The sequence below is a fragment of the Shewanella denitrificans OS217 genome (assembly GCF_000013765.1).
Taxonomy (GTDB): Bacteria; Pseudomonadota; Gammaproteobacteria; order Enterobacterales; family Shewanellaceae; genus Shewanella; species Shewanella denitrificans.
Genome location: NC_007954.1, coordinates 2,103,133 through 2,123,975, shown reverse-complemented (window position 1 = coordinate 2,123,975; position 20,843 = coordinate 2,103,133). Strand labels below are relative to the sequence as shown.

Below are 20,843 nucleotides of genomic sequence, written 5' to 3'. Positions count from 1 at the left end.
GATTCGTTGTTAAACCCAGCAAGCAATTTATCAATAAGGTTCGGTTGGAAATCGAGCCTGAGTATCCTAGCGTATTTAGCAGAAAAAGGCTGCATTTGACAGTATAAAAGCGGGATTGATTGAAAGTTTTCAACACTGCTCACTTTTAGCTTAAATGCACAAATTTCAAGCGAAATATCAGGGTTTCAGCCAATTTAATACACAAAAAGGCCACAACAGTACTGTTTGTAAGTCAAGTAAAATAATTGTCAGTAATAAAACTTGTTGCATTTAGTATCACATTGATAAATAAGTAAATAATTTTCCTTAGTTGAAATTATCAAATCTAAGTCCGAGCCAAGGATTACAGGGGTTTGCAGCCGATAAACAGGAGTAATTCACAGGTTTATCCACAGAAATAGTGGATAACTCATGCTAAGTCAATCAGGGTGCGGGATTTGGGCCAGAAGAAAATGACGCATGTTAATTATGCCGCAAGTAATAAACTTTCTTTTTGAGTTTTTTCAGGCAGTTTATTTGCTAGGGTGTAGCGCGTCACCGAGTTTGAGAAACGGATTCACCTAAAGTGAGAAATTTAATTTTGAGCTTAACGGCTGCAAACTCGCTAGTCCTATCTTTATAGGATAATTTTGCTAGCCAATTCATCCAAAATGAAAACTTATCGGCACAAGCTGCCTTTATATAGCGCTATGCTCTCGCGATCTTCGTTTACAGCCTAGTTGACTGTATAGGTATACCCTAACCTACCTATTAAACCAAAATCGTTTAAAAATTGCATTTTGAGCCCCTTAGTAAATGCTCATTAAACATCAGTTAATAGTCTAGGAATTTTGATAGCTATCTAGGTAGCACTTTTCTAAATAGTTATTTCTGAAAAAGGTAAATCAGCGGCCTGGCCTTGGATTTGGCCATCCAATATGTACACCTTTCCGCTGGGTATACTATCCCCCAACACCACTTGGTGGCTGCCATCGGCATGCTGTACTGCCGTGGTGCCATTGTTCACTGAAACCACAGTAGCAACCGCTCGTTGAGCCTTAGGGTTTAGGTTTGCTAAACGCTGATAAATATTACTCATATTGTGTTCTCATTTCGCAATAAACTGATGGTCTGATTAACCGTTACTTGACCATTAGCGCTATTAACATTGGCGGTAATGGTTGAGGCATCACAGACGGATTTAAACACTTCAGCGCCCTTCCTTACCCCTATTAACATGCCTGGCCGGATTGGTGGCAAGTCATGCAGAATTTTAGTGCGAATACTGCTTTGTATTTTGTTACCCGCATTGGCTAATTCAGTCGTGCCACGCATTCTAGCGGCTTGGTTATCTGTGATTAACTTATCGACTATATCAGCAGCAAAGTTATCGCCAGCGGTCCCGAAGCGTTTCACTTTCACTGCTACGCCTTGCTGCTCGCCACGAACAAACACCGCATTGGCTTCAGGGCGAATATCTAGGTGCTCAGTAAACTCTAAAATCACGCTGTCATGTAAGATAACATCAGGGATAGCACTGCTTGTATCCCACGGCACCACAGGCCATTGTGGAATGACATTTATGGTCCGAGTCTCATCATTTATATCGAGCATGGCTCCTATGGCACTTGCCATGAAATTAATTGCTTCAGCGGGCGTTTTGTTTGCATAGCTGAAGCTATTTGCAGGCACTGGATAGTCTGTTATCACGCCGGTTACTGTCCAGCCAGAGTTAGCAATGATATCGGCCATCAACCCCAGAAAGCTCCTTGTCTCATGGTTTACGAAGTTAACTAACTTCTTATAAGGGGTTGCAAGTTCGGCTAACCGGCCTCTTCCTGTTGCACTGTAGGTTTCTGCATTGAATATTTTTGATGATGAAGATGCCTCGCATAGCAAAAAGAACTCATAACCGTTAATGGACACTTTCAATAGCTCATTATTTGCATGCATAGCATCTAACCTAGAAGAAAACGAAAGACTGCAGGTACTGGTCCATTGACTTCTAGATGTAGAGATTGAAACAGAGTTTAATACCACAACCAAACCGTCTCGAACTCGAATACAACTCACCTGAGGTTCCATGAGATAGCTCCTTCTAATCTGGGGTTCAATGGGGATCTTAAAATCTATAGTGGGCAAGTTTGGATGTGCATCGATTAGGCCGCCGCCATCGTCAAAACGGCACACTTTGGGTTCAATGGTAAAGCTCAGCGCTAAAGGGCTCTGTGAGTTAGCCCACGGCTCACCAAAGCGCATAGTTATCTTGCCTGTTTGCGGAATATAGCGAGTCGAACAAATCCACTGCGGCTGATGCGGCCCCCAAGGCAGTGAATATTCAAACCCCCGTTGACCCTTATAACTGTATGCTATCCCTTGGCAAATTTGAGTGCCTGGGACTTGGCGCCATAGTAAGCTTGCTAGCTGCTCCTTTGGCTGTGATTGCGACCACCTGGCCACATTGACATTCATGCGCTGCAGCGGGGTACACCAATCAAGCTGAGTGTACATTAAGCTAATCACAGCCAATATCCTCAGCCTTCAGATCCTAATTTGGGTTATTCTCCATCTAGCTTGGTTAAAAAAACTCAAGCCTATGTTTTGATTATGTTGCAAATCTGCGATACCTCTTGTAATTTAATCAACCTAGATTAATAACAAAAATAATATCGAGTCTTCATATGTCAGTAAATCCGTTATTTAAAGTCATACTTCATCCCTTTATCAAAGAATCTATTGCCAGCCTTAAGGCCATGACAAATTTAACCGGAGTGGCCGGCGATCCTTTTATGGACAAGGTTGAAGATTTTCGCTTCAAGGGTTACGCCGTCTGTTCAGATGTCACCGGTAGCCTTGATGGTGTGATCATGATGCATCACTACCCAGAAACGGCGATAGCGATTGGTAATTCAGTTTGCCAAAACATGTTTAATGAAACCTATGCCTTTGATGCTATTAACGACGATTTACGTAATGCCTTAGCCGAATGGGGCAATACCATAGTGGGGCGTTCCACAGATTTACACAGTCGCCACAAATTAGAATATGGTTTCTCTAGCCCCTATTTTGTTGAAGACTTAACAGAAATGGACAAATATTTAGTTGGAGTAAAACAAGTTATCACTGTGCCTATTATGGTTGAAGGTATTGGCCGTTATTACTTTAACTTACTCATCAGAGATGTTGTTGAGCAGGTTGCTAATGTTGATATTGATGCCCAAAGTATTGATGTGGAAAATACCCACACAACTCCCCTGCCGTTAACCAGTACAGTGCTGGTTGTTGATGACAGTGCCATGATAAGAAAGGCAATCAGTCGCTTCCTCAATAACTTAGGTTATCACAATGTCATCGAAGCCGATGATGGCATAGGCGCCATTGAAGCAGTTAAAGCGGGTAAAGTGGATTTCATCTTCATGGACGTAGTCATGACCCGATTAAATGGCGACGCCGCGTTAGCCGAACTGCGCAATATGGGCTCACAGGTTCCTGTCGTCATGCTGTCTTCGGTTACAGACAACATCTTAGTTAAGCAATGCCAAAAACATGGCATTTCAGGCTTTATCTTCAAGCCAATCAACGCCAACAATGGTGCTGAAACCATAGCTAAGTACTTAAAAATCGCGGCAGCAGTAGCAATTTAGTTACAAACTAGAGCAACTTACCCGCTTTGAACACAAGCTTAAAGTGGGATTTTATTGCTCTATGTAAATTACAGATATAAAAAAGCCTCGATATAATCGAGGCTTTTTTGTATTAACATCATACAAGATGAATAATGGTACCCGAGGCCAGACTTGAACTGGCACGCTTATTCAGCGAGGGATTTTAAATCCCTTGTGTCTACCGATTCCACCACTCGGGCAAAAGTGTCGCCAATCTGTTAGCAGCGCTAACAAATCAACAAAATTGTGGAGGCGCGACCCGGAGTCGAACCGAGGTCGACGGATTTGCAATCCGCAGCATAGCCATTCTGCCATCGCGCCATGCTTTCCAAATATCAATAAAGATAGTTGGAGCGACATATCGGGTTCGAACCGATGACCTATACCTTGGCAAGGTATCGCTCTACCAACTGAGCTAATGTCGCCTATATTTTTAACATAAAACTTTGGTGCAACCGTTTCGAATAAAAAGCGGTTCGAACCGGTGACGCCGTTATCACTTCTAGCTTGGCAAAGTATCCCTCTACCAACTGAGTTAATGTCGCCTATCTTACTTTTAAAAAATCAAGGTAATAGACTTACTGTTCCTCCTTGACTTCGGATTGGCATTCTACCGTTTTAGCCCCTTCTGTCAATGCTGGCAGGTGAGTTTTTTACCTCACAGCATACGACTGCCGATAAAGCGATCAAATAGCCAAAAAAAAGAGCAGCTTAAGCTGCTCTGATTAATTTTATCTCAAACCTTTAGATTATGCTTTAGGCAATGACAAGGTAGTTAGACCAAGCATTTTCTGCATGACACCGACAACCTGGCAGCTATAGCCAAATTCATTATCATACCAAACATAAAGAATCGCACGTTTGCCTTCTGCAATCGTTGCTTGTGAATCAATCACGCCCGCATAGCGAGAGCCGACTAAGTCACTGGATACAATTTCTGTAGACTCAGTGAAGTCGATTTGATTTTGTAGCTCCGATAATAACGCCACATCTTTTAAGTATTCATTAAGCTCATCACGATTCGTCTCAGCATTTAAATTAACGCTGATGATGGCCATGGACACGTTAGGCGTGGGAACACGTATCGCATTACCGGTAAGCTTACCCGCCAATACTGGCAGTGCTTTAGCCACAGCTTTAGCTGCACCCGTTTCAGTGATCACCATGTTTAGCGGTGCACTGCGACCACGTCGGTCGGCACTGTGATAATTATCAATCAAGTTTTGGTCATTCGTATAAGAGTGAATCGTCTCAACATGGCCATTTTCGATACCATACTTGTCATTGACCGCTTTTAATACTGGGGTAATAGCATTAGTAGTACAGCTTGCCGCTGAGACTATAATGTCCTCAGCTAAAATATCGTTCTCGTTAACACCATAAACAATATTCTTGATGGCACCTTTAGCGGGTGCGGTTAACAATACCTTGCTGGCGCCAGGGCTCTTAAGGTGCAATCCTAAACCGTCTTCGTCTTTCCAAATCCCAGTATTGTCGACGATTAACGCATCATTGATCCCATATTGAGTGTAATCAACTTGATCAGGAGAGTTTGCGTAAATCACTTGAATATACGTACCGTTGGCGATAATGGCATTATTATCTTCATCAACTTCCACAGAACCATTAAATGGACCATGAACTGAATCGCGACGCAGTAAGCTGGCTCGTTTCTCTAAATCGCCCTTCTTACCACCACGTAATACGATGGCCCGAAGGCGTAATTTATTACTCTTACCGGTTTTTTCAATTAACAAACGGGCTAATAATCGACCGATACGGCCAAAACCGTATAACACCACATCCCGCGCGGGTGTATCATCACCATAATTGATACCGGCTGCTAATTCTTGCGCCATGTAGGCAGCAATGCCTGATTCATCATTATGATCGCGCCAATAGTTAACCGCTAACTTACCTATGTCCACTTTACAATGCTTAACAGCAAGCTTGCTAAGGGCAACAACGAATGGGAAGCTCTCACGTAATCTTAGTTTCTCGCCCACATGACGGCGGACTAAACGATGGGATTTAATAATTTCAATGGTAGATGCATTTAACAAAGGCTTGCCGTAAACTACGACCTCAACGCCTTGATTTCGATACAATTTACCAAGTAAAGGCTGCATAGCCTCGGCCATTTCGAAACGTTCTTGCCAACTTTGTAGGTGTTTATCAGCGCTCATTAACAAATCCTTTATCTCACTTTTTAGTAATTCTGACTAAAATGTTTGAGTAACAAAAAGAAAAGACCAATAATTAGAATCGGTGTGCAGGCTTACCTGCTTTTGGTCAGCGACATTGTAATGAAAAGCGAACAGTTAAGCCAGTGAGTTTCAGGCTTGTAAATATGTAATTTTATTAGATAAATCACCTCGCCGGAGTCCTTTTTGAACAAAAAATCAGTAATGTTTACATCATTTTGTTTCTGGATAGCTATTTTTGGTCTATTTGGCTGTGAAAATGACCGAAATACCGACGTGATATGTAAAAATAATCCTGAACTTTGTGTAGATTTACACAGAGACAGTTGGTGTTTGTACGAAAAGGCATCACTTATAAGACACAGATATGCGCTTAAACAAACAGAAGTGCATACTGGCAAACAGTTATACCAACAATTAATCATGCTAGAAAATTACAGCAAGTGCATCGAACTGGCGGCCGGTGTACAGCATATTATTCATACGGAGCGGACCTTAGACAGAAAAAGGGCCTTTGCTGTGAGCACACAAAATTTAGCCCAGCTGCAGGAGTTCACCAAGGACAATCAGGACATCTACCTCGCCTTTTATCGATGGATGCGTTTTGGTGAACAAGCCGCTTTTATGTTAGTGAACAATGCATTCAAACAAGGCGAAATACAAGAAGTCGAAATTTTGCAGCAATTAGCGGTGCACTATTTAAAAATTGATGCCAATATTTCCAAAGATATATATCGACAAATGTTTGCCGCAATTACTTCTGAGGATCTCATCCATAGTGACGACAACGAAATATCCATGGACTTAACTCATGAGTTCAATCCCGACTGGTTATTGGGACTTGCCAACGTGCATCAACAGCAGCAAAACTTTGCCAAAGTCTACTTGCTTACCAAGGTAAATTTGGCCATCACCCAAAAAAATGCCTCAGATGAGCAATTACTAGCATTGATAAACAGCGACAAAAAGTTAGCTATAAAGTTTGATGCTGAGGCTAAAGCTATCGCGCAAGCTATTATCAATGGCCATATTACCAAGCGTCAATTAGACGCGCTCTTTGGTTAATAATGCTGAGTTATTCGGTAAATAATCGACACATAGATGTTTTCAAACTCTAATGTCATTAGCATACCGATTAATCCCTAAAAAATTGCTGAAACGCGACTTATGTAGAAATAATACGAAATAAATGCCGTTCAAAGCCAAATTCAGGCGATAAAACTTGACTGCCGCTGTCAATTTGGTAATTTTACAACTAGATGAGGTTTCCCATCACCAAATTACAATTACCTGAGGGATATGAGATGACTATCCGCGTTGCTATTAACGGCTATGGCCGTATCGGTCGAAATGTTTTACGCGCACTATATGAAAGTGAAAAAGATTACCCCATTGAAATCGTCGCCCTAAACGATTTAGGTGATGCTTCAATTAATGCCCACCTCACTAAGTATGACTCTGTTCACGGACGTTTTAATGCCAAAGTCGATCACGATGAAGAAGCTATCTATGTCAATGGCGATAAAATACTCACCTTCCAAGAACGCGATCCATCGAAGTTACCTTGGGCTGAGTTAAAGGTTGATGTGGTATTTGAATGTACCGGTATATTCACTTCAAAAGCGGCGGTTCAGCCACATTTAGAGGCTGGCGCGAAGAAAGTTATCATTTCGGCTCCAGGTAAAAATGTCGATGCAACTGTGGTATACGGCGTTAACCAAGAAGTATTAACATCAGAGATGACTGTAATTTCAAATGCGTCATGTACCACTAACTGTTTAGCCCCTATCGCTAAACCGTTAAATGATGCCATTGGTATTGAATCAGGTTTAATGACGACTATTCATGCTTATACCAACGATCAACGTTTATCAGACGTGTACCACACTGATTTACGTCGTGCCCGTGCTGCTGCTATGTCAATGATCCCAACTCAAACCGGTGCAGCAGCTGCTGTAGGGTTAGTGGTACCTGAATTACAAGGTAAATTTGATGGTTTAGCGGTACGAGTGCCAACCGTTAACGTATCCTTAGTGGATTTAACCTTCTTAGCATCTCGTGACACTACGGTTGAAGAAATTAATGAGATTGTGACTCGTGCTTCAAAGCAAGGACCAATGTCAGAAGTATTAGCCATTAATGAAGAGCCATTAGTGTCTATCGACTTCAACCACAATGCTTTCTCTTCTAATTTTGACGCAACACAAACACGTGTCAACGGCCGTTTAGTGAAAGTCATGTCATGGTATGACAACGAATGGGGTTTCAGTAATCGCATGCTAGATAACGCTGTTGCATTGATGAACGCTAAATAAGCGTACAGCTACTCGTTGTACATTAAAGCCTCGTAATTGCGAGGCTTTTTGTTGAGTCTTTGAATAAGGTTTTTAGATTAACACTGATAAAGCTAGCTTAGATACACGTCCTGCTAATTAAGTCCGTCTGCACTTCAATTTGTGCTTCATTGTTATCGGTAAGTGCCATGGCTAAATCAACTTTCGCTTTCATGCATTGATCGGTTAATTCTTTTTTCATCAAGTAACTCTGATCTTTTTGCAACTGCACCAAACCTTCAGCCCCACTGTATTGGTCCCTGTCTTCGGGTTGTCTGTCTTCTTGAAAAGCAGGGCTTTGACTATTACTGCAAGCCGATAGCAAAAGAATAAGGGCGGAAGGAATTAATTTAGTAAACAATGCTTGATACTCCTTGTATCTGTATGTCTGTCACGGGCCAACTGACCACAATCATAAACTACAACATATTGATTATTTTATATTGCTTCGTAAGATCCTACATTTCATTCATTGCCGCTGTAAAGCTGTTTGTCCTTATCATGTGTTAGCAATGAATAATAATGATCACTTGGCGGCGTTATTGGATCCTCTACCATAAAAAAACCTCGCTAATGCGAGGATTTTTAGACTATTCACAATAAATCAATATATTACGAGCTTGCCTACTAGGCATTGCCCTTCACTTTCATGTTCAAGTCTTTGGCAAAATCCAGCATACGGGTTAATGGAATAAGGGCTTTTACCCTCAAGTCATCATCCACAAAAATTTCATGCTTAGATTTATCTACATCAGTAAGGGATGCGGCAATCGCTTGTAAGCCGTTCATTGCCATCCAAGGGCAGTGTGCACAGCTCTTACACGTGGCTCCATTGCCACCTGTAGGTGCTTCAATTAAGGTTTTACCGGGCGCCGCTTGTTGCATTTTATAAAAAATACCGCGGTCGGTGGCAACGATAAAGGTATCGTTTTCCATGGTCTGCGCCGCTTTTATTAATTGACTGGTTGAGCCTACGGCATCGGCCAGTTCTACCACACTTGCCGGAGATTCTGGGTGCACTAAGATGGCTGCATTGGGATGAATTTTCTTAAGTTCGCGTAATGCCTTAGCCTGGAACTCGTCATGAACAATACACTCCCCCTGCCATAACAACATATCGGCACCAGTTTGATTGTTGATGTATGAGCCTAAATGCCTGTCTGGCGCCCAAATAATTTTTTTATCTTGGCTATCCAAATGCTCAACAATCTCAAGGGCGATACTTGAGGTAACAACCCAGTCAGCACGGGCTTTTACTGCTGCTGACGTATTGGCATATACCACCACAGTATGATCGGGATGCGCATCACAAAACGCACTGAATTCTTCTATGGGGCAACCTAAATCCAACGAGCAGGTCGCTTCAAGCGTTGGCATCAGAATGGTTTTCTCAGGGCTTAAAATTTTTGCTGTTTCGCCCATAAACTTAACCCCAGCGACAATCAGGGTCTTAGCTGGGTGGTCACGGCCGAAACGTGCCATTTCTAGCGAGTCAGAAACGCAGCCGCCAGTTTCTTCTGCAAGGGCCTGAATTTCAGGATCAGTATAATAGTGCGCCACGAGTACGGCATTCTTTTCTATCAATAACTGCTTGATTTTATCCTTATACGCGCTTTTTTCAGACTCAGACAATAATGCTGGTTTCGCAGGAAATGGATATTCAATGGTTTCTATCTTAGGTGCAGCTAGGCTCATAGTACTTCCAGTGGTATCACTCTATTCGGGGGATTATACGAAATCAAAGCAAAAAACAAAAGGACGCATAAGACGTCCTTTTGTTGTTTTTACTCAAACTATGACTTTTATAACATCAAAGCTTAACGCATAGCCAACAGCATGTGTTCTGGCTGCTCAAGATAGTGCTTCCACAGATTACAGAATCGGGCTATGGTGCCGCCATCTATGACCCTGTGATCCCCTGACCAACTGACTTGCATTATTTTGCGTGCTTCAACCTCACCTTTCTCATTGAAACGTGGCAATACTTGTAGCTTACCTAACGCAACAATTGCCACTTCAGGCTTACTGATGATAGGCGTGGCCACAGTACCACCAAGGGCACCAATATTAGAGATGGAAATAGTGCCTTCTTTAAGGTCTGCAGGACTCACACGGCCGCTGCGAGCAGCCGCCGTTAAGCGAGTAATTTCAGCGGCTATCTCTAAAATACTCTTATCTTGCACATCTTTAACGTTAGGGACTAATAAGCCCATCTTTGAATCAACCGCCATGCCTATGTTATGACGCGACATATAAGTCAGCTCGGTACAATCGGCGTTGACTTGGCTATTCAAAATCGGGAACTCAGTGATAGCCAGGGACATGGCCTTCATAAAGAAAGGCATCATAGTCAATTTTACTTCATCGTTTGAGTACCGCTGTTTCATGCTTTCACGTAATGTGACTAATGCCGTTAAGTCAAACTCTTCACAATAAGTAAAGTGCGGTATGGTCGATACCGACTCCTGCATTAATTTGGCCATTACAGCCTTAACACCCTTAATCGGCTCTACTCTATCTGCTGCCATTACCTGGTTTGCGAGCGTAGTCGTAGATGCGGCACTAACTTGTGGGCAAACAGCTTGAGTGGAAGCAACGGGTTGAGACTGTTCAACATGCTGATAACGCTCTATATCTTCCTTATAAACTCGACCGTTTTTACCACTACCTGGTACTAGAGCAATATTAATATCCAGCGCCCTTGCCATACGTCTTACCGCAGGGCTTGCTAAGGCTTTACCTTGAGCCACAGGTGTATCAGCAGCACTCGCTCCCCCACTCACCGCTTCATTTACTGTAGCCTTCTCTGTATTAGGGCTTGCTTGTACAACTTCTTGACTGCTTTGCACTTCGATTGCAAATAATGGTGAGTGCACTCTTGCAAGCTGCCCTTTACGATAATATTGCTTAACGATGCGCCCGGCTTTCATGGCTGGTATTTGCACTAGGGCTTTATCTGTCATCACATCGGCAATGGGTTGATCTTCCACCACCATGTCGCCTTCATTGACTAACCAGTCGACCAACTCACATTCGACAATGCCTTCACCGATATCTGGCAATAAGAAGTCTTCAATTTCAACTCCTGATCCTTGACTAACTTGAGCACCCTGAGGGGCTTGGGTTAACTGCATGGTTTCAGGGCTAACGTCAGGACCTGGTGCTTTCGAGTCAGCGGCTTGGACTTCAGCTGAAGCTGTTTCACCTTGCACCTCAACGGCATACAAGGGAGCATGCACTAAGGCAATTTCACCTTTAGCATAATATAACTTAGTGATAACCCCAGGATGGGGCGCAGGAATTTGCACCAGCGCCTTGTCGGTCATCACATCGGCGATGGGTTGGTCTTCAACCACCACGTCGCCTACCTGCACTAACCAATCCACTAACTCACACTCAACCACGCCTTCGCCAATATCGGGCAATATAAAATCTTTAATCATACCTAACTCCTAAAATGCCATTGAGGCCTTGATGGCTTCAAAGGTCTTTAGCTCATCTGGCATGTATTCTTTTTCGTGAATAAGTGGGTAAGGCGTATCTAGACCACACACTCGGCTAATGGGAGATTCTAAGTGTAAGAAACAGGACTCTTGTATCGTGGCCGCTATTTCACCAGCGAAACCGCCGGTTAATGGCGCTTCATGATTAATCAACAAACGCCCTGTTTTCTTGACCGATGCCGCTATTGTGTCTTCATCCCATGGGGATAAGGTACGAAGGTCGATAATTTCACAGGAAATCCCTTCGGCTTCAGCCCGTGCGGCAGCTTTCTCGACGATTTCCATCTGTGCGCCCCAGGCCACTAAGGTAATATCCTTACCTTGTTTGACAACTTCGGCTTTACCTAGCTCAATTTCGTAATCCCCCGCAGGTACTTCGCCCACTGAAGCACGATAAAGGCGCTTAGGTTCGAAGAATATCACTGGATTTGGGTCGCGAATTGCGGCTAATAGCAAACCTTTTGCCTGCTGTGGATTACGCGGCACCACCACTTTAAGGCCTGGTGTTTGGGTAAAATAAGCTTCAGGAGATTGAGAGTGATAATGACCACCGGCAATACCTCCACCATAGGGCGTTCTAAAGGTTAAACCACCTACATCGAATTCATTACCACTGCGGTACCTGAATTTGGCAGATTCATTAACGATTTGATCGAATGCTGGAAAGATATAATCGGCAAACTGGATTTCAGCCACTGCGTTCATGCCATTTGACGCTAAACCGTTGGCAAAACCTGCAATACCTTGCTCCGTTAATGGCGTGTTAAAACAACGATCACGGCCAAACTTTTCTTGTAAGCCAGACGTCGCCCTAAAAACGCCACCAAAATGGCCCACATCTTCTCCGAAGATCACTGTGCGCTCATTAGTCTGCATGGCAATGGATAACGCCTCATTGATGGCGTGTAACATGTTCATTTCTGGCACGATTTATAATCTCCCAGCACTTTTAGGATAAGACGTTGGATACTTGGCAATATGCTGTTTAAGTTCAGCGAGTTGCTTCTTGAGGATAGGCGTTGGCTTGTCGTACACATCTTCAATGATTTCATCTAAATGTGGTACAGGGATCTTTTCAGCAACTTTCACCGCAGCGAGTACTTCTTCGCGATACTTTTCGTACATCTTGACGTCGGCGGCCTCGTTTATCCAACCCTTGTTTATCATCCACAACTTAAAACGCTGCACAGGATCGTGTTGTTTCCACTTAGCTTCTTCTTCTTTTGAGCGGTAACCCGATGGATCGTCCGACGATGAATGCGCACCTAAACGATAGGTCATGGCTTCAATCAGTACTGGCGCGTTATTGGCAAGTGCAAATGCACGGGCCTGTTGAGTCGCAGCCAATACGGCTAACATATCATTGCCGTCAACACGAATAGTGTGCATGCCGTAACCCACACCACGACTGGCAATACCATTACCTGCGTATTGCTCTTCCGTAGGGGTAGAGATAGCGTAGCCATTGTTTCGACAGAAGAAAATGGTAGGAGATTTTAACACTGCAGCCATGTTCATACCGGCGTGGAAGTCCCCTTCCGAGGCGGCGCCTTCACCAAAATAACAGATAGCCACATTGTGTTTTTTCTGTAATTTAAGGCTGTAACCAACACCGGTTGCCTGAGGTATTTGAGTCGCCAAAGGCGACGAGACTGTCTGGTAATGAAGTGCCTTGCTGCCATAATGAATGGGCATTTGGCGACCTTTGCCTAAATCTTTTTCGTTGCTGAACATCTGGTTCATAAACTGTTCAGTGGTGAAACCGCGATAACGCAGCGCCGCATGTTCACGGTACTGAGCTAAGATCACATCTTCATCATCTAAAGCGGCGGCGCTACCAATCACAGCGGCCTCTTCACCGGTACAAGTCATATAGAAGCTTATCCGGCCCTGACGCTGCGCACCCAACATACGCTCATCTAACACTCGGGTAAACACACAGGTGTCGTACATTTTCTCGGCCAGTGCTTTATCTATCACAGGTAACACCGCCTTTTCATAGGTGGTACCATCGGCTTGTAAAATGCGCAAAATTGGAATGTGCAATGACGCTTTGTCTAGGAAGCTGACACTGTGCACTGTCTCGTTGTTCAGCGGTGCTTTGCTCATATTATGCTCTTGTTGTGTGTGACCAGTATCGAGACTAGTCAATTTATTATTTATATGCCAATGAACATTACGTTAACGTAAACTACCTATCAACTCTTGTTCATGCTCCTAGGTGAAATTGCCTTGTGGTTACTTGTATAATTTGCTTTACGCTTAGCGAATGTTTTCGTTAGGCGCAGGCACTAAACACAGGACTGTGCGTTGGCCAACGGGGACTTTGGCATTCGGGAAAACAATGGCTTCCTGAGGCTGCTCTACCAAGACTTGCTCGCCGCCTTCAGTGGCTAGCACCTCACCTTTTGTAAAGGCACTGAAGTTTTCGGCTTGATCTGCGAAATTAAACGCAAAATCCTCGAAGCGTTTGTTAATAGAGCGGCACACCTTATACAAATTCACTTTTTCTGCTGAAAACGCACTTAAACCGAGCGCTTCACCGCTAACGAGTTTAGTGAGCATAGTTTGCGTTTGCTCAAAGCGGCTCATGTCATTCTGTCCAAAGGGCATCACCTTACCTAGCTCGACCGTGAAGGCATCGGCGTTAAATTGTTCAGAAGAATAATAACTAAAGGTAGTGGTCGGCTCATGGTGGAATAAAATAGTATCGACGCCGCAAGCGGCTAGAAACATGATCTGCTCGCCACTGTAAGCGCGCCCTGGGCGATAAGGATAAATGGCAAACTTCTCATGCTTTGATGGGCGAATGGCTGTGTGTAAATCATAATGAATACGCTGTTCGTTGGACGGTGCCCCCAGATAAAACTCGGCAACATAGTCTTCTAAGGCTTTAGCCCTAATACGCTCAGCATGAGTTAAGCCTTCCCCTTTAGAATGGGCGCCGCTAAAGAGACGATTCATATTTTCTTCGATGAAACGAGTTTGATTGTGAATCGCGGGCGGATTGCCAATTAAAAATAAGGTTCTGTGTTTAGCCTGAACTTTTTCAGTCAGTAACTCAGTGATCAATCTATTACAAATTTCTATGGGCGCGGTTTCATTGCCGTGAACCGCACAAGATAAAATGACCTGTTTCGGTGCTTGAGCGGTATACTTTTCTTTTGGTAAGAAGGCAATCACACCTGTATCCCATACTTCAACCTGAGTGTGTTGCCCCAGCTCGAAACTAAAGCGCTGCGCTATTCCATGGGGATGGGCCAGAGTAAAAGCCAAAAAATCATGATTGTCCATAAGCTCGTGTTGCACGGGGTACTCCTTAAACAGGCAAAAAAGGATTGGATAACATAAGGGTACTGATTCTAACACAAGTGGCAAAGAAGTAACTTCAACCAAGAAAATAGTAATAATTTTAAAATGACCACTTAATCCACTTGCAATTCAGAGTTTGACATATCAGAATAACAGACGTCTAGACTTCTACTAAATGCGTATTGGATTTCCATATTAGGGCATAGAAGCAGTGATAGCAGTCCAGAGTCCCATTTATAAAATCAATCAGTGAAGGAATAGTCATGGCGTTAGCAACATTTGGTGCAGGTTGTTTTTGGGGTGTAGAGCATTTCTTCCGTGAAGTCGAGGGAGTCACTCAGGCGACTTGTGGTTACATGGGGGGGAAAGACACAGCAGTCACCTATAAAGAAGTAAAAACCGGCACCACAGGCCACGCCGAAGTGGTGCAAGTGGAATTCGATCCCGAACGTGTAAGCTTCAATGCACTGCTTGAATTTTTTTGGAAAAATCACAACCCGACTATGCTTAACATGCAAGGGGGTGACATAGGCTCACAATACCGCAGTACTATCTTTTTTCATGACAAAGAACAAAAACAGCAGGCAGAAGCTTCTAAGCTTGCCCTAGCCCGCAGTGGCAAATGGGGACTTAGGCCAATAGTCACTGAAATAGTGCCCGTACAAACCTTTCATATCGCCGAAGAGTATCACCAAAATTATTTAGAAAAGAACAACCTACCTAGTTGCCATTTAACTTATTAATCAAGCTGAAGGGGTACCTTGTTAACCCTGAGAGGAATAATCAGGGTTAACAGCGCCTTAATCTAACGACCTGCATGACTTCTATTTGCATTCCTGCAAGTGATTCTGTAGCGGGATAGTAGCTGATGTTGACCCTTTGATCATTGAGGTTTTTGAACCGTTTTGTGCGCTTATATTTAAAAGGAACATCATAGCCTTTTAACATGAGGGTATTCAAAAACCATTCACCTTGTTCGCGCTGAACATGGGACACAACCTGCAAGCCTTCACTGTGGATAAGATCTGGGTGTTTTTTGAGCAACTCGTTGGCTGAAATATCCATCTATTCCTCATTATAAGTCATTGATTGCACATCTAACTTGATGAAAGCCTTGCTCTGAACAGAAACCAAAACCTGCAAGTTTTGTAATGCCACTACGGCTAAATGCAGGCATGCTCAGTCCCATCAAATACTTAGTCTGCATACTAACAGATAAGGCGTGAGAAAAACCTTGTCCCTCGGCCCAAATTTGCAAGTCTTTTAAATGAGCAGCCAGTACCTCCTTGGGTGGCATAGGTGTAATTGAGCTTGCGGTTAACTGAACACTTTTTCCAAGACAGACACTGCAATTCATGCAGTATGCTGGGCTGTTCATATCATCAAAATATCGTGCCAAGGCGTGGCTTAAGCAAGTGTTTAATTCAAAAAAGCGAATTAACTGTGCAATTCTGGCGATTTCTTTAGTTTCTTTATCCTCAAAATAGCCAAGCAATTGTGATGTTAAGGCCTCAATATCAATCTCATTGACTGTAAGCTCAAAAACTTGCGTGAGTTGCTTAGTCTCAAGTTGAATATGTCCCTGTTCACTGAGATAGTCCAGTGCTTTAAGCCCCCTTTGCCTTTCATGCCCGAACGCTTGATAGAGGCCATCAAAATCCACTGTGCCCCACACTTTTTTAAAATGAGTATGGGCAAACACTTGCTTGAGAAACTCACGTCGCTCCTCGGTGAATAAGGCCAACACTTCAGCTTCTGTACTAATAAATTTAAAGCGGCAATCGGCATAGTAGGCATGACTGGGTTTAAGCAGCCCAAGTAGCTCTAACTGCACCAGTAAGGTTTTTAGAGGGAGCACACGTATGTTAGTGAGCTTGGACAAGCTTAACTCTTGCATTTCCCAGCGGTTACCTTGCCGTGTGCTCTGCATATGCTGCAATAAGATCCTAATACTGCCGGCTTCAGGGGTATCACCGTAAACAAAATTTTCTACTGTACTTAGGCCATCAAGGTTTGCAAGGGTAATGCATTGGGAAGGCAAGTTGTCGCGCCCCGCACGGCCAATCTCCTGACTGTAATTTTCGATGGATTTAGGTAAGTCATAATGGATAACAAAGCGAATATCGCCTTTATCTATGCCCATGCCAAAGGCAATAGTGGCAACTATGATGTTCACAAGACCTGACATAAAGTCCTGTTGAACTTGTTGGCGTACTTCTTGATCCATCCCCGCATGATAGGCTTTAGCATTAAAACCCTGGCGCTGTAAAAAATAGGCTATGTCATCAGCGGTATGCTGCAAGGTGACGTAAACAATCCCTGCACCTGCCAATCCCTGTAATTGCTTTACTAACTCAGTATTTTTCTGTGCTTGCGGGATGCTAAGCACGGTTAATGCTAAGTTGTCACGATAAAAGCCTGTCTGAACGATATGAGTCTCTGCTATCGCAAAACGCTCAGTCATATCTTGCTTAACTTTTCTGGTTGCTGTCGCTGTCAGCAATAGTACCTTGTCGATAGCAAAGTCTTGACAGTACTGAGGGATTTTTAAGTAATCGGGTCTAAAATTATGGCCCCACTCAGAAATACAGTGGGCTTCATCGACCACTAATAATGAAATCTCTATTCCTTGCAGAAAATGGCGAAAACGCTCGTTATTAAACCGCTCTACTGACACCATTAAGATTTTTATTTTGCCTTGTCGTATATCCTGCATCACTTGGCGGGATCCTGCCGCAGTCAAACTCGAGTCTATGCTTGCTGCCGCTATGCCTTTACCATGTAGAAACGCCAGTTGATCTTTCATCAAGGCCAGTAAAGGAGATATCACTAAGGTCACATGGGGTAATTGCAGGGCGCAAAATTGATAGCATAGAGACTTGCCAGAACCCGTTGGGAAAATGGCCAATGCGCTGTTGTTTGATAAGATGGAATCGATGACCTGCTGCTGTCCATCACGAAATGCATCGAAACCAAACTGGGCCTTAAGCTGGGGTAGATAACTGCTCTGTATCACGAAAACCTTCTTTGCTTATCCATCCATGGCTTAGGCAGGCGAAGAAAACTCACGTTGAACAAGCTCATGTCTATTGCGACTAATGCTTACGCGCAATATATAAATTAATTAATTGTGTGAGTTTATCTTCAAATTTTTCTTCGAAGTTACCCCACTCTCTGTGTGCAAGGAGTAAATACTTTTTCGCCTGTTCCTTAGTCAATAACTTTCCCTTCAAACCATACTGGAATTCTTCAAGACTTTTATTAAACCTTGGCTCTAACAACCAGTGACAGACGTCTGACTCGTGGGTGACTAACGCTTTTTGGGCCATAACACAAAAGGTTTCAATATGTTCAATACCATCAGGCCCTAGGCATCCAGGCTCTAAACGGCATAAAATAACTAACTTATTGTCTATTATTTTGGTCGGATCTTGACTCATTAATAACACCCTATCAGGAAAGCCCCTTAGCGGGAAAAGTAATGACCGCTCAAATGCCACTCGGACAATGATGATCCCTAAATCGCTCTGTTGGAGAAAACATAATGCTTACCTTATCTTAGCCTTATCGCATTTTTTTTCAATCACAGAAAGATAAAGTTAGTCGCTTTGGGCCATTTGCGCTTGGTATGAATTCGCTAACGCCGTTGTGAATTTTTGTTGGAATGCCTCAATGGGAATAATGTCTTCCTTACAACGACGATTACGGCCCAACAGTGACGACTCAACAAATAAATCAAACCAGGTGCTTAATACCAGTCCATTTAACGCTTCCCCAGCGGCTTCAATCGCAAGTGCTGCCACTTCCGCTGTCCCTAACTGAAAATCATGGCTGCCCTTACGTAATGCGTAAGTGGCAAGGACTTTAGGATCAAAGGACAGCAACGGCAAGTGATGTAAATAAGGGCTTTTTCTAAACATCTTAATCGCTTCTCGCCAACTGCCATCGAGCATGATAAGTAACGGCCGTTTAGCTTTGGCATCTGCAATGCCATTGCTTAGGTCAGAGCCATAACCCGTCTTAGCATCCCGTACTTGCGAGAGGATTTCTTGCCCAGGATTGGCGTATTGACCAGGAAAAACCAAATAAGGCTGATAATCGTCATGGGCCAACAAGGCTAACATATCCGCATCTGTTTGTGTTCGGGACCAGATATAGGCATGAGTATCAGGCACAAGATCAGCAATCAAGCGGCCACTGTTGGTGGGTTTTAACACTTCATCATCATACATGATCAGTAAAAAACTGACATTCGTCTTTAACTGTCGACGAAATTCACAGGTGCAAAATTGTTGCCCCAATAAGCAGGCATGGCAACGAACAAGCTTCTTTCCCCTAGCACCAAAAGGCTTTGTCGATAAAGCTTTACGCTGAACATATAATTTATGGACAGCGTGAGGGCCTAGCTTATTACCACTTTCAGCCAAAAGTACTTTTTCTTGTGATTTTTTTTCATCAAAGACTTCAGCCACTAGAGTATACGCCTTAACAGGAAATCGGCCTTTAAACGACGAATGCGTGTCATGACCTTTTTCACAGGTGCTGGATATTTTTGTAAGGTCTCTATTTGGCTATAGTGATACAAGCGCTCAGTGTGCTGTAAAATATGGGCTTGCTCCTGCTGGAATTTTTCTTGCCAAGCACCTGACTCATCTTGCAATAACAAACCGTTTTCTAAATCCAGCGCCCACGCTCTTGGATTTAAATTAGAACCTGTGATTAAGTGACACTTGTTGTCAGCGCTTATGCCTTTTAAGTGATAGCTGTTTCTGTCATGTTGCCATAAATAGATATTCAGTTGGCCACTATCTATGGCCCATTGCTGACGTTTAGCAAAGGCTCTCAATGATTGCTCATACATGTAAGGCAAGGCGCCAATGGTAGAAAAATCTTGCTCTGGGGGAATATAAAAGTCATTGGCTTTTTTATCACCCACTACAATATCGATTTTCTTGCCGTTGCGTAAATGCTTAGCCAATGCGCGTGTCAAAGGATTAGGCGGATTGAAATAGGGAGTACAGATAAACAATGATTTTTGAGAGGAATCCACCAGCTTAAGTACGGTCTGATTGAGAAGATTTTTCTTGCGGCCAAGACCGACTATAGGCGTAACCCTGTTACCAATGCGAGTCGAGGTAAATTCATATTGTGCCTGACTCAGTCTATGCTTAAAACTGCGTATATCGCTCTTTTCAGGGTTTACATCGCACTCTGCTAGCTGCGTGAGTGAGCACACAGCGGGATCCGCCACTAAATGTTGCTTTATGTATTCACGCATACTGCGGGCAAGCTCAACTGATTCAATGAGATGGTAACGGTCAAATCGATATTTGTCTTGCTGCTGCAAATAAATATTATTGATGCTGGCGCCACTAAAAATCACTGCGTCATCGAAGATAAACCCTTTAAGGTGCAATACCCCCATAAATTCACGGGACTTAACGGGTACACCTAAGATCTCAATGGCGATTTGAGCTTGTTCCATGGCTCGGCGGTACATCCTGTCGTTACCGCCATCATCTTTTTTGCCTATGAGTCCACGGCGAGCCCTGTGATAATCCACCAGCAGCTTGATATCTAACTCAGGCCTCGCCGCTTTAGCGTCCAATAAGGCCTGCAAGATTTCTCGTCCAGCTTCGTCATCTTCTAAATACAAGGCAGTGATGTAGATACTGTGGGCTGCATTGCGGATCCGACTAAGGAGTTCTTCTTTAAAGCGCACAGGATTAAGTAACCAAGTCAGCGCATCGGCATTGAGTGCAATACCACCTAGCTTATCGAGCAAGGCATCCTCCTAAAATTTGTTGGCCCATTTGGGTAATATGCTTGAAGTCCAAGCCATCTAAA

General features: G+C 43.5%; 17 protein-coding genes, 3 tRNA genes and 2 pseudogenes. 4 read left to right on the top strand and 18 right to left on the bottom strand.

The annotated features are described in order from the left end of the window. Nucleotides 1-856 precede the first annotated feature (856 nt). Together SDEN_RS09365 and SDEN_RS09360 are read right to left on the bottom strand one after the other, a co-directional pair. Nucleotides 857-1,078: a hypothetical protein gene (locus tag SDEN_RS09365; RefSeq protein WP_011496237.1), complete on the bottom strand. Its 222-nt coding sequence runs from the start codon at nt 1,076-1,078 to the stop codon at nt 857-859. Then, nucleotides 1,075-2,502 carry a hypothetical protein gene (locus SDEN_RS09360; protein ID WP_232279941.1) on the bottom strand — a complete coding sequence of 476 codons (1,428 nt, stop codon included), beginning with the start codon at nt 2,500-2,502 and terminating at the stop codon, nt 1,075-1,077. Before SDEN_RS09360 ends, SDEN_RS09365 begins: the two co-directional genes overlap by 4 nt. 158 nt (nt 2,503-2,660) lie before the next feature. Between SDEN_RS09360 and SDEN_RS09355 the strand changes: the two genes are divergently transcribed. Continuing rightward, complete coding sequence (locus SDEN_RS09355; protein WP_011496235.1) at nt 2,661-3,623, top strand: response regulator; 963 nt, start codon at nt 2,661-2,663, stop codon at nt 3,621-3,623. Between the two features lie 135 nt (nt 3,624-3,758). On the opposite strand, the gene SDEN_RS09350 is transcribed toward SDEN_RS09355, so the two are convergent. The 4 genes from SDEN_RS09350 to SDEN_RS09335 all read right to left on the bottom strand — a co-directional run bounded on the left by SDEN_RS09350 (nt 3,759) and on the right by SDEN_RS09335 (nt 5,830). After that, nucleotides 3,759-3,844 (bottom strand) — tRNA-Leu (locus SDEN_RS09350). 47 nt (nt 3,845-3,891) lie between these two features. Beyond that, nucleotides 3,892-3,965 (bottom strand) — tRNA-Cys (locus SDEN_RS09345). Nucleotides 3,966-3,993: 28 nt separating this feature from the next. Further along, nucleotides 3,994-4,069, bottom strand: a tRNA-Gly gene (locus tag SDEN_RS09340). A gap of 324 nt (nt 4,070-4,393) precedes the next feature. Next, the gene (locus SDEN_RS09335; protein ID WP_011496234.1) at nt 4,394-5,830 is read right to left on the bottom strand and encodes a glyceraldehyde-3-phosphate dehydrogenase; all 1,437 of its coding nucleotides are present in this window, start codon (nt 5,828-5,830) and stop codon (nt 4,394-4,396) included. 222 nt (nt 5,831-6,052) lie between these two features. On the opposite strand from SDEN_RS09335, the gene SDEN_RS09330 reads away from it, so the two are divergent. Both SDEN_RS09330 and gap read left to right on the top strand, forming a co-directional pair. Further along, nucleotides 6,053-6,913, top strand: a complete 861-nt coding sequence (locus tag SDEN_RS09330; protein WP_011496233.1) for a DUF2989 domain-containing protein — start codon at nt 6,053-6,055, stop codon at nt 6,911-6,913. Nucleotides 6,914-7,152: 239 nt separating this feature from the next. Next, entirely contained in the window at nt 7,153-8,163 is a 1,011-nt protein-coding gene (gap, locus tag SDEN_RS09325) for a type I glyceraldehyde-3-phosphate dehydrogenase (protein ID WP_011496232.1), read from the top strand. Nucleotides 8,164-8,260: 97 nt separating this feature from the next. Here gap and SDEN_RS09320 read toward each other — a convergent pair whose 3' ends face one another. The 7 genes and pseudogenes from SDEN_RS09320 to astE all read right to left on the bottom strand — a co-directional run bounded on the left by SDEN_RS09320 (nt 8,261) and on the right by astE (nt 14,993). After that, nucleotides 8,261-8,542 carry a hypothetical protein gene (locus tag SDEN_RS09320; RefSeq protein WP_011496231.1) on the bottom strand — a complete coding sequence of 94 codons (282 nt, stop codon included), beginning with the start codon at nt 8,540-8,542 and terminating at the stop codon, nt 8,261-8,263. 266 nt (nt 8,543-8,808) lie between these two features. Next, on the bottom strand, nt 8,809-9,876 hold the full coding sequence (gene nadA, locus SDEN_RS09315) for a quinolinate synthase NadA (protein WP_011496230.1): 1,068 nt from the start codon (nt 9,874-9,876) through the stop codon (nt 8,809-8,811). A gap of 122 nt (nt 9,877-9,998) precedes the next feature. Continuing rightward, nucleotides 9,999-10,706 (bottom strand): annotated as a pseudogene (locus SDEN_RS21040) (2-oxo acid dehydrogenase subunit E2); the annotation flags it as partial. A 98-nt stretch (nt 10,707-10,804) separates the two neighbouring features. After that, a pseudogene (locus SDEN_RS21035) lies at nt 10,805-11,624 on the bottom strand (biotin/lipoyl-containing protein); the annotation flags it as partial. 9 nt (nt 11,625-11,633) lie between these two features. After that, a complete protein-coding gene (locus SDEN_RS09305; protein WP_011496228.1) occupies nt 11,634-12,611 on the bottom strand; it encodes an alpha-ketoacid dehydrogenase subunit beta in 978 nt (325 codons plus the stop codon). Between the two features lie 3 nt (nt 12,612-12,614). Continuing rightward, on the bottom strand, nt 12,615-13,793 hold the full coding sequence (locus SDEN_RS09300; protein WP_011496227.1) for a thiamine pyrophosphate-dependent dehydrogenase E1 component subunit alpha: 1,179 nt from the start codon (nt 13,791-13,793) through the stop codon (nt 12,615-12,617). A 153-nt stretch (nt 13,794-13,946) separates the two neighbouring features. Continuing rightward, nucleotides 13,947-14,993, bottom strand: a complete 1,047-nt coding sequence (astE, locus tag SDEN_RS09295; protein ID WP_011496226.1) for a succinylglutamate desuccinylase — start codon at nt 14,991-14,993, stop codon at nt 13,947-13,949. Between the two features lie 266 nt (nt 14,994-15,259). On the opposite strand from astE, the gene msrA reads away from it, so the two are divergent. After that, nucleotides 15,260-15,739, top strand: a complete 480-nt coding sequence (msrA, locus tag SDEN_RS09290; protein ID WP_011496225.1) for a peptide-methionine (S)-S-oxide reductase MsrA — start codon at nt 15,260-15,262, stop codon at nt 15,737-15,739. Nucleotides 15,740-15,785: 46 nt separating this feature from the next. On the opposite strand, the gene SDEN_RS09285 is transcribed toward msrA, so the two are convergent. From SDEN_RS09285 to pssA, 5 genes are all read right to left on the bottom strand, one after another. Then, nucleotides 15,786-16,061 (bottom strand): hypothetical protein, encoded by a 276-nt coding sequence (locus SDEN_RS09285; RefSeq protein ID WP_011496224.1) that lies wholly within the window; start codon nt 16,059-16,061, stop codon nt 15,786-15,788. Between the two features lie 10 nt (nt 16,062-16,071). Next, nucleotides 16,072-18,012, bottom strand: a complete 1,941-nt coding sequence (locus tag SDEN_RS09280; RefSeq protein WP_011496223.1) for a RecQ family ATP-dependent DNA helicase — start codon at nt 18,010-18,012, stop codon at nt 16,072-16,074. A gap of 79 nt (nt 18,013-18,091) precedes the next feature. Beyond that, nucleotides 18,092-18,436 (bottom strand): hypothetical protein, encoded by a 345-nt coding sequence (locus tag SDEN_RS09275; protein ID WP_011496222.1) that lies wholly within the window; start codon nt 18,434-18,436, stop codon nt 18,092-18,094. A gap of 159 nt (nt 18,437-18,595) precedes the next feature. Then, nucleotides 18,596-19,423, bottom strand: coding sequence for a tRNA-uridine aminocarboxypropyltransferase (locus SDEN_RS09270; protein WP_041406190.1), 828 nt, complete (start codon nt 19,421-19,423; stop codon nt 18,596-18,598). A gap of 44 nt (nt 19,424-19,467) precedes the next feature. After that, nucleotides 19,468-20,781 carry a CDP-diacylglycerol--serine O-phosphatidyltransferase gene (gene pssA, locus SDEN_RS09265; protein WP_011496220.1) on the bottom strand — a complete coding sequence of 438 codons (1,314 nt, stop codon included), beginning with the start codon at nt 20,779-20,781 and terminating at the stop codon, nt 19,468-19,470. Between the last annotated feature and the right edge of the window lie 62 nt (nt 20,782-20,843).

Excerpts from the sequence above, each read along its gene's own strand:
- SDEN_RS09300 (WP_011496227.1), bottom strand. The coding sequence starts at position 13,793 with ATGAGCAAAGCACCGCTGAACAACGAGACAGTGCACAGTGTCAGCTTC.
- SDEN_RS09275 (WP_011496222.1), bottom strand. The coding sequence starts at position 18,436 with ATGAGTCAAGATCCGACCAAAATAATAGACAATAAGTTAGTTATTTTA.
- SDEN_RS09365 (WP_011496237.1), bottom strand. The coding sequence starts at position 1,078 with ATGAGTAATATTTATCAGCGTTTAGCAAACCTAAACCCTAAGGCTCAA.
- SDEN_RS09330 (WP_011496233.1), top strand. The coding sequence starts at position 6,053 with ATGTTTACATCATTTTGTTTCTGGATAGCTATTTTTGGTCTATTTGGC.
- gap (WP_011496232.1), top strand. The coding sequence starts at position 7,153 with ATGACTATCCGCGTTGCTATTAACGGCTATGGCCGTATCGGTCGAAAT.
- SDEN_RS09335 (WP_011496234.1), bottom strand. The coding sequence starts at position 5,830 with ATGAGCGCTGATAAACACCTACAAAGTTGGCAAGAACGTTTCGAAATG.
- SDEN_RS09355 (WP_011496235.1), top strand. The coding sequence starts at position 2,661 with ATGTCAGTAAATCCGTTATTTAAAGTCATACTTCATCCCTTTATCAAA.
- SDEN_RS09285 (WP_011496224.1), bottom strand. The coding sequence starts at position 16,061 with ATGGATATTTCAGCCAACGAGTTGCTCAAAAAACACCCAGATCTTATC.
- msrA (WP_011496225.1), top strand. The coding sequence starts at position 15,260 with ATGGCGTTAGCAACATTTGGTGCAGGTTGTTTTTGGGGTGTAGAGCAT.
- nadA (WP_011496230.1), bottom strand. The coding sequence starts at position 9,876 with ATGAGCCTAGCTGCACCTAAGATAGAAACCATTGAATATCCATTTCCT.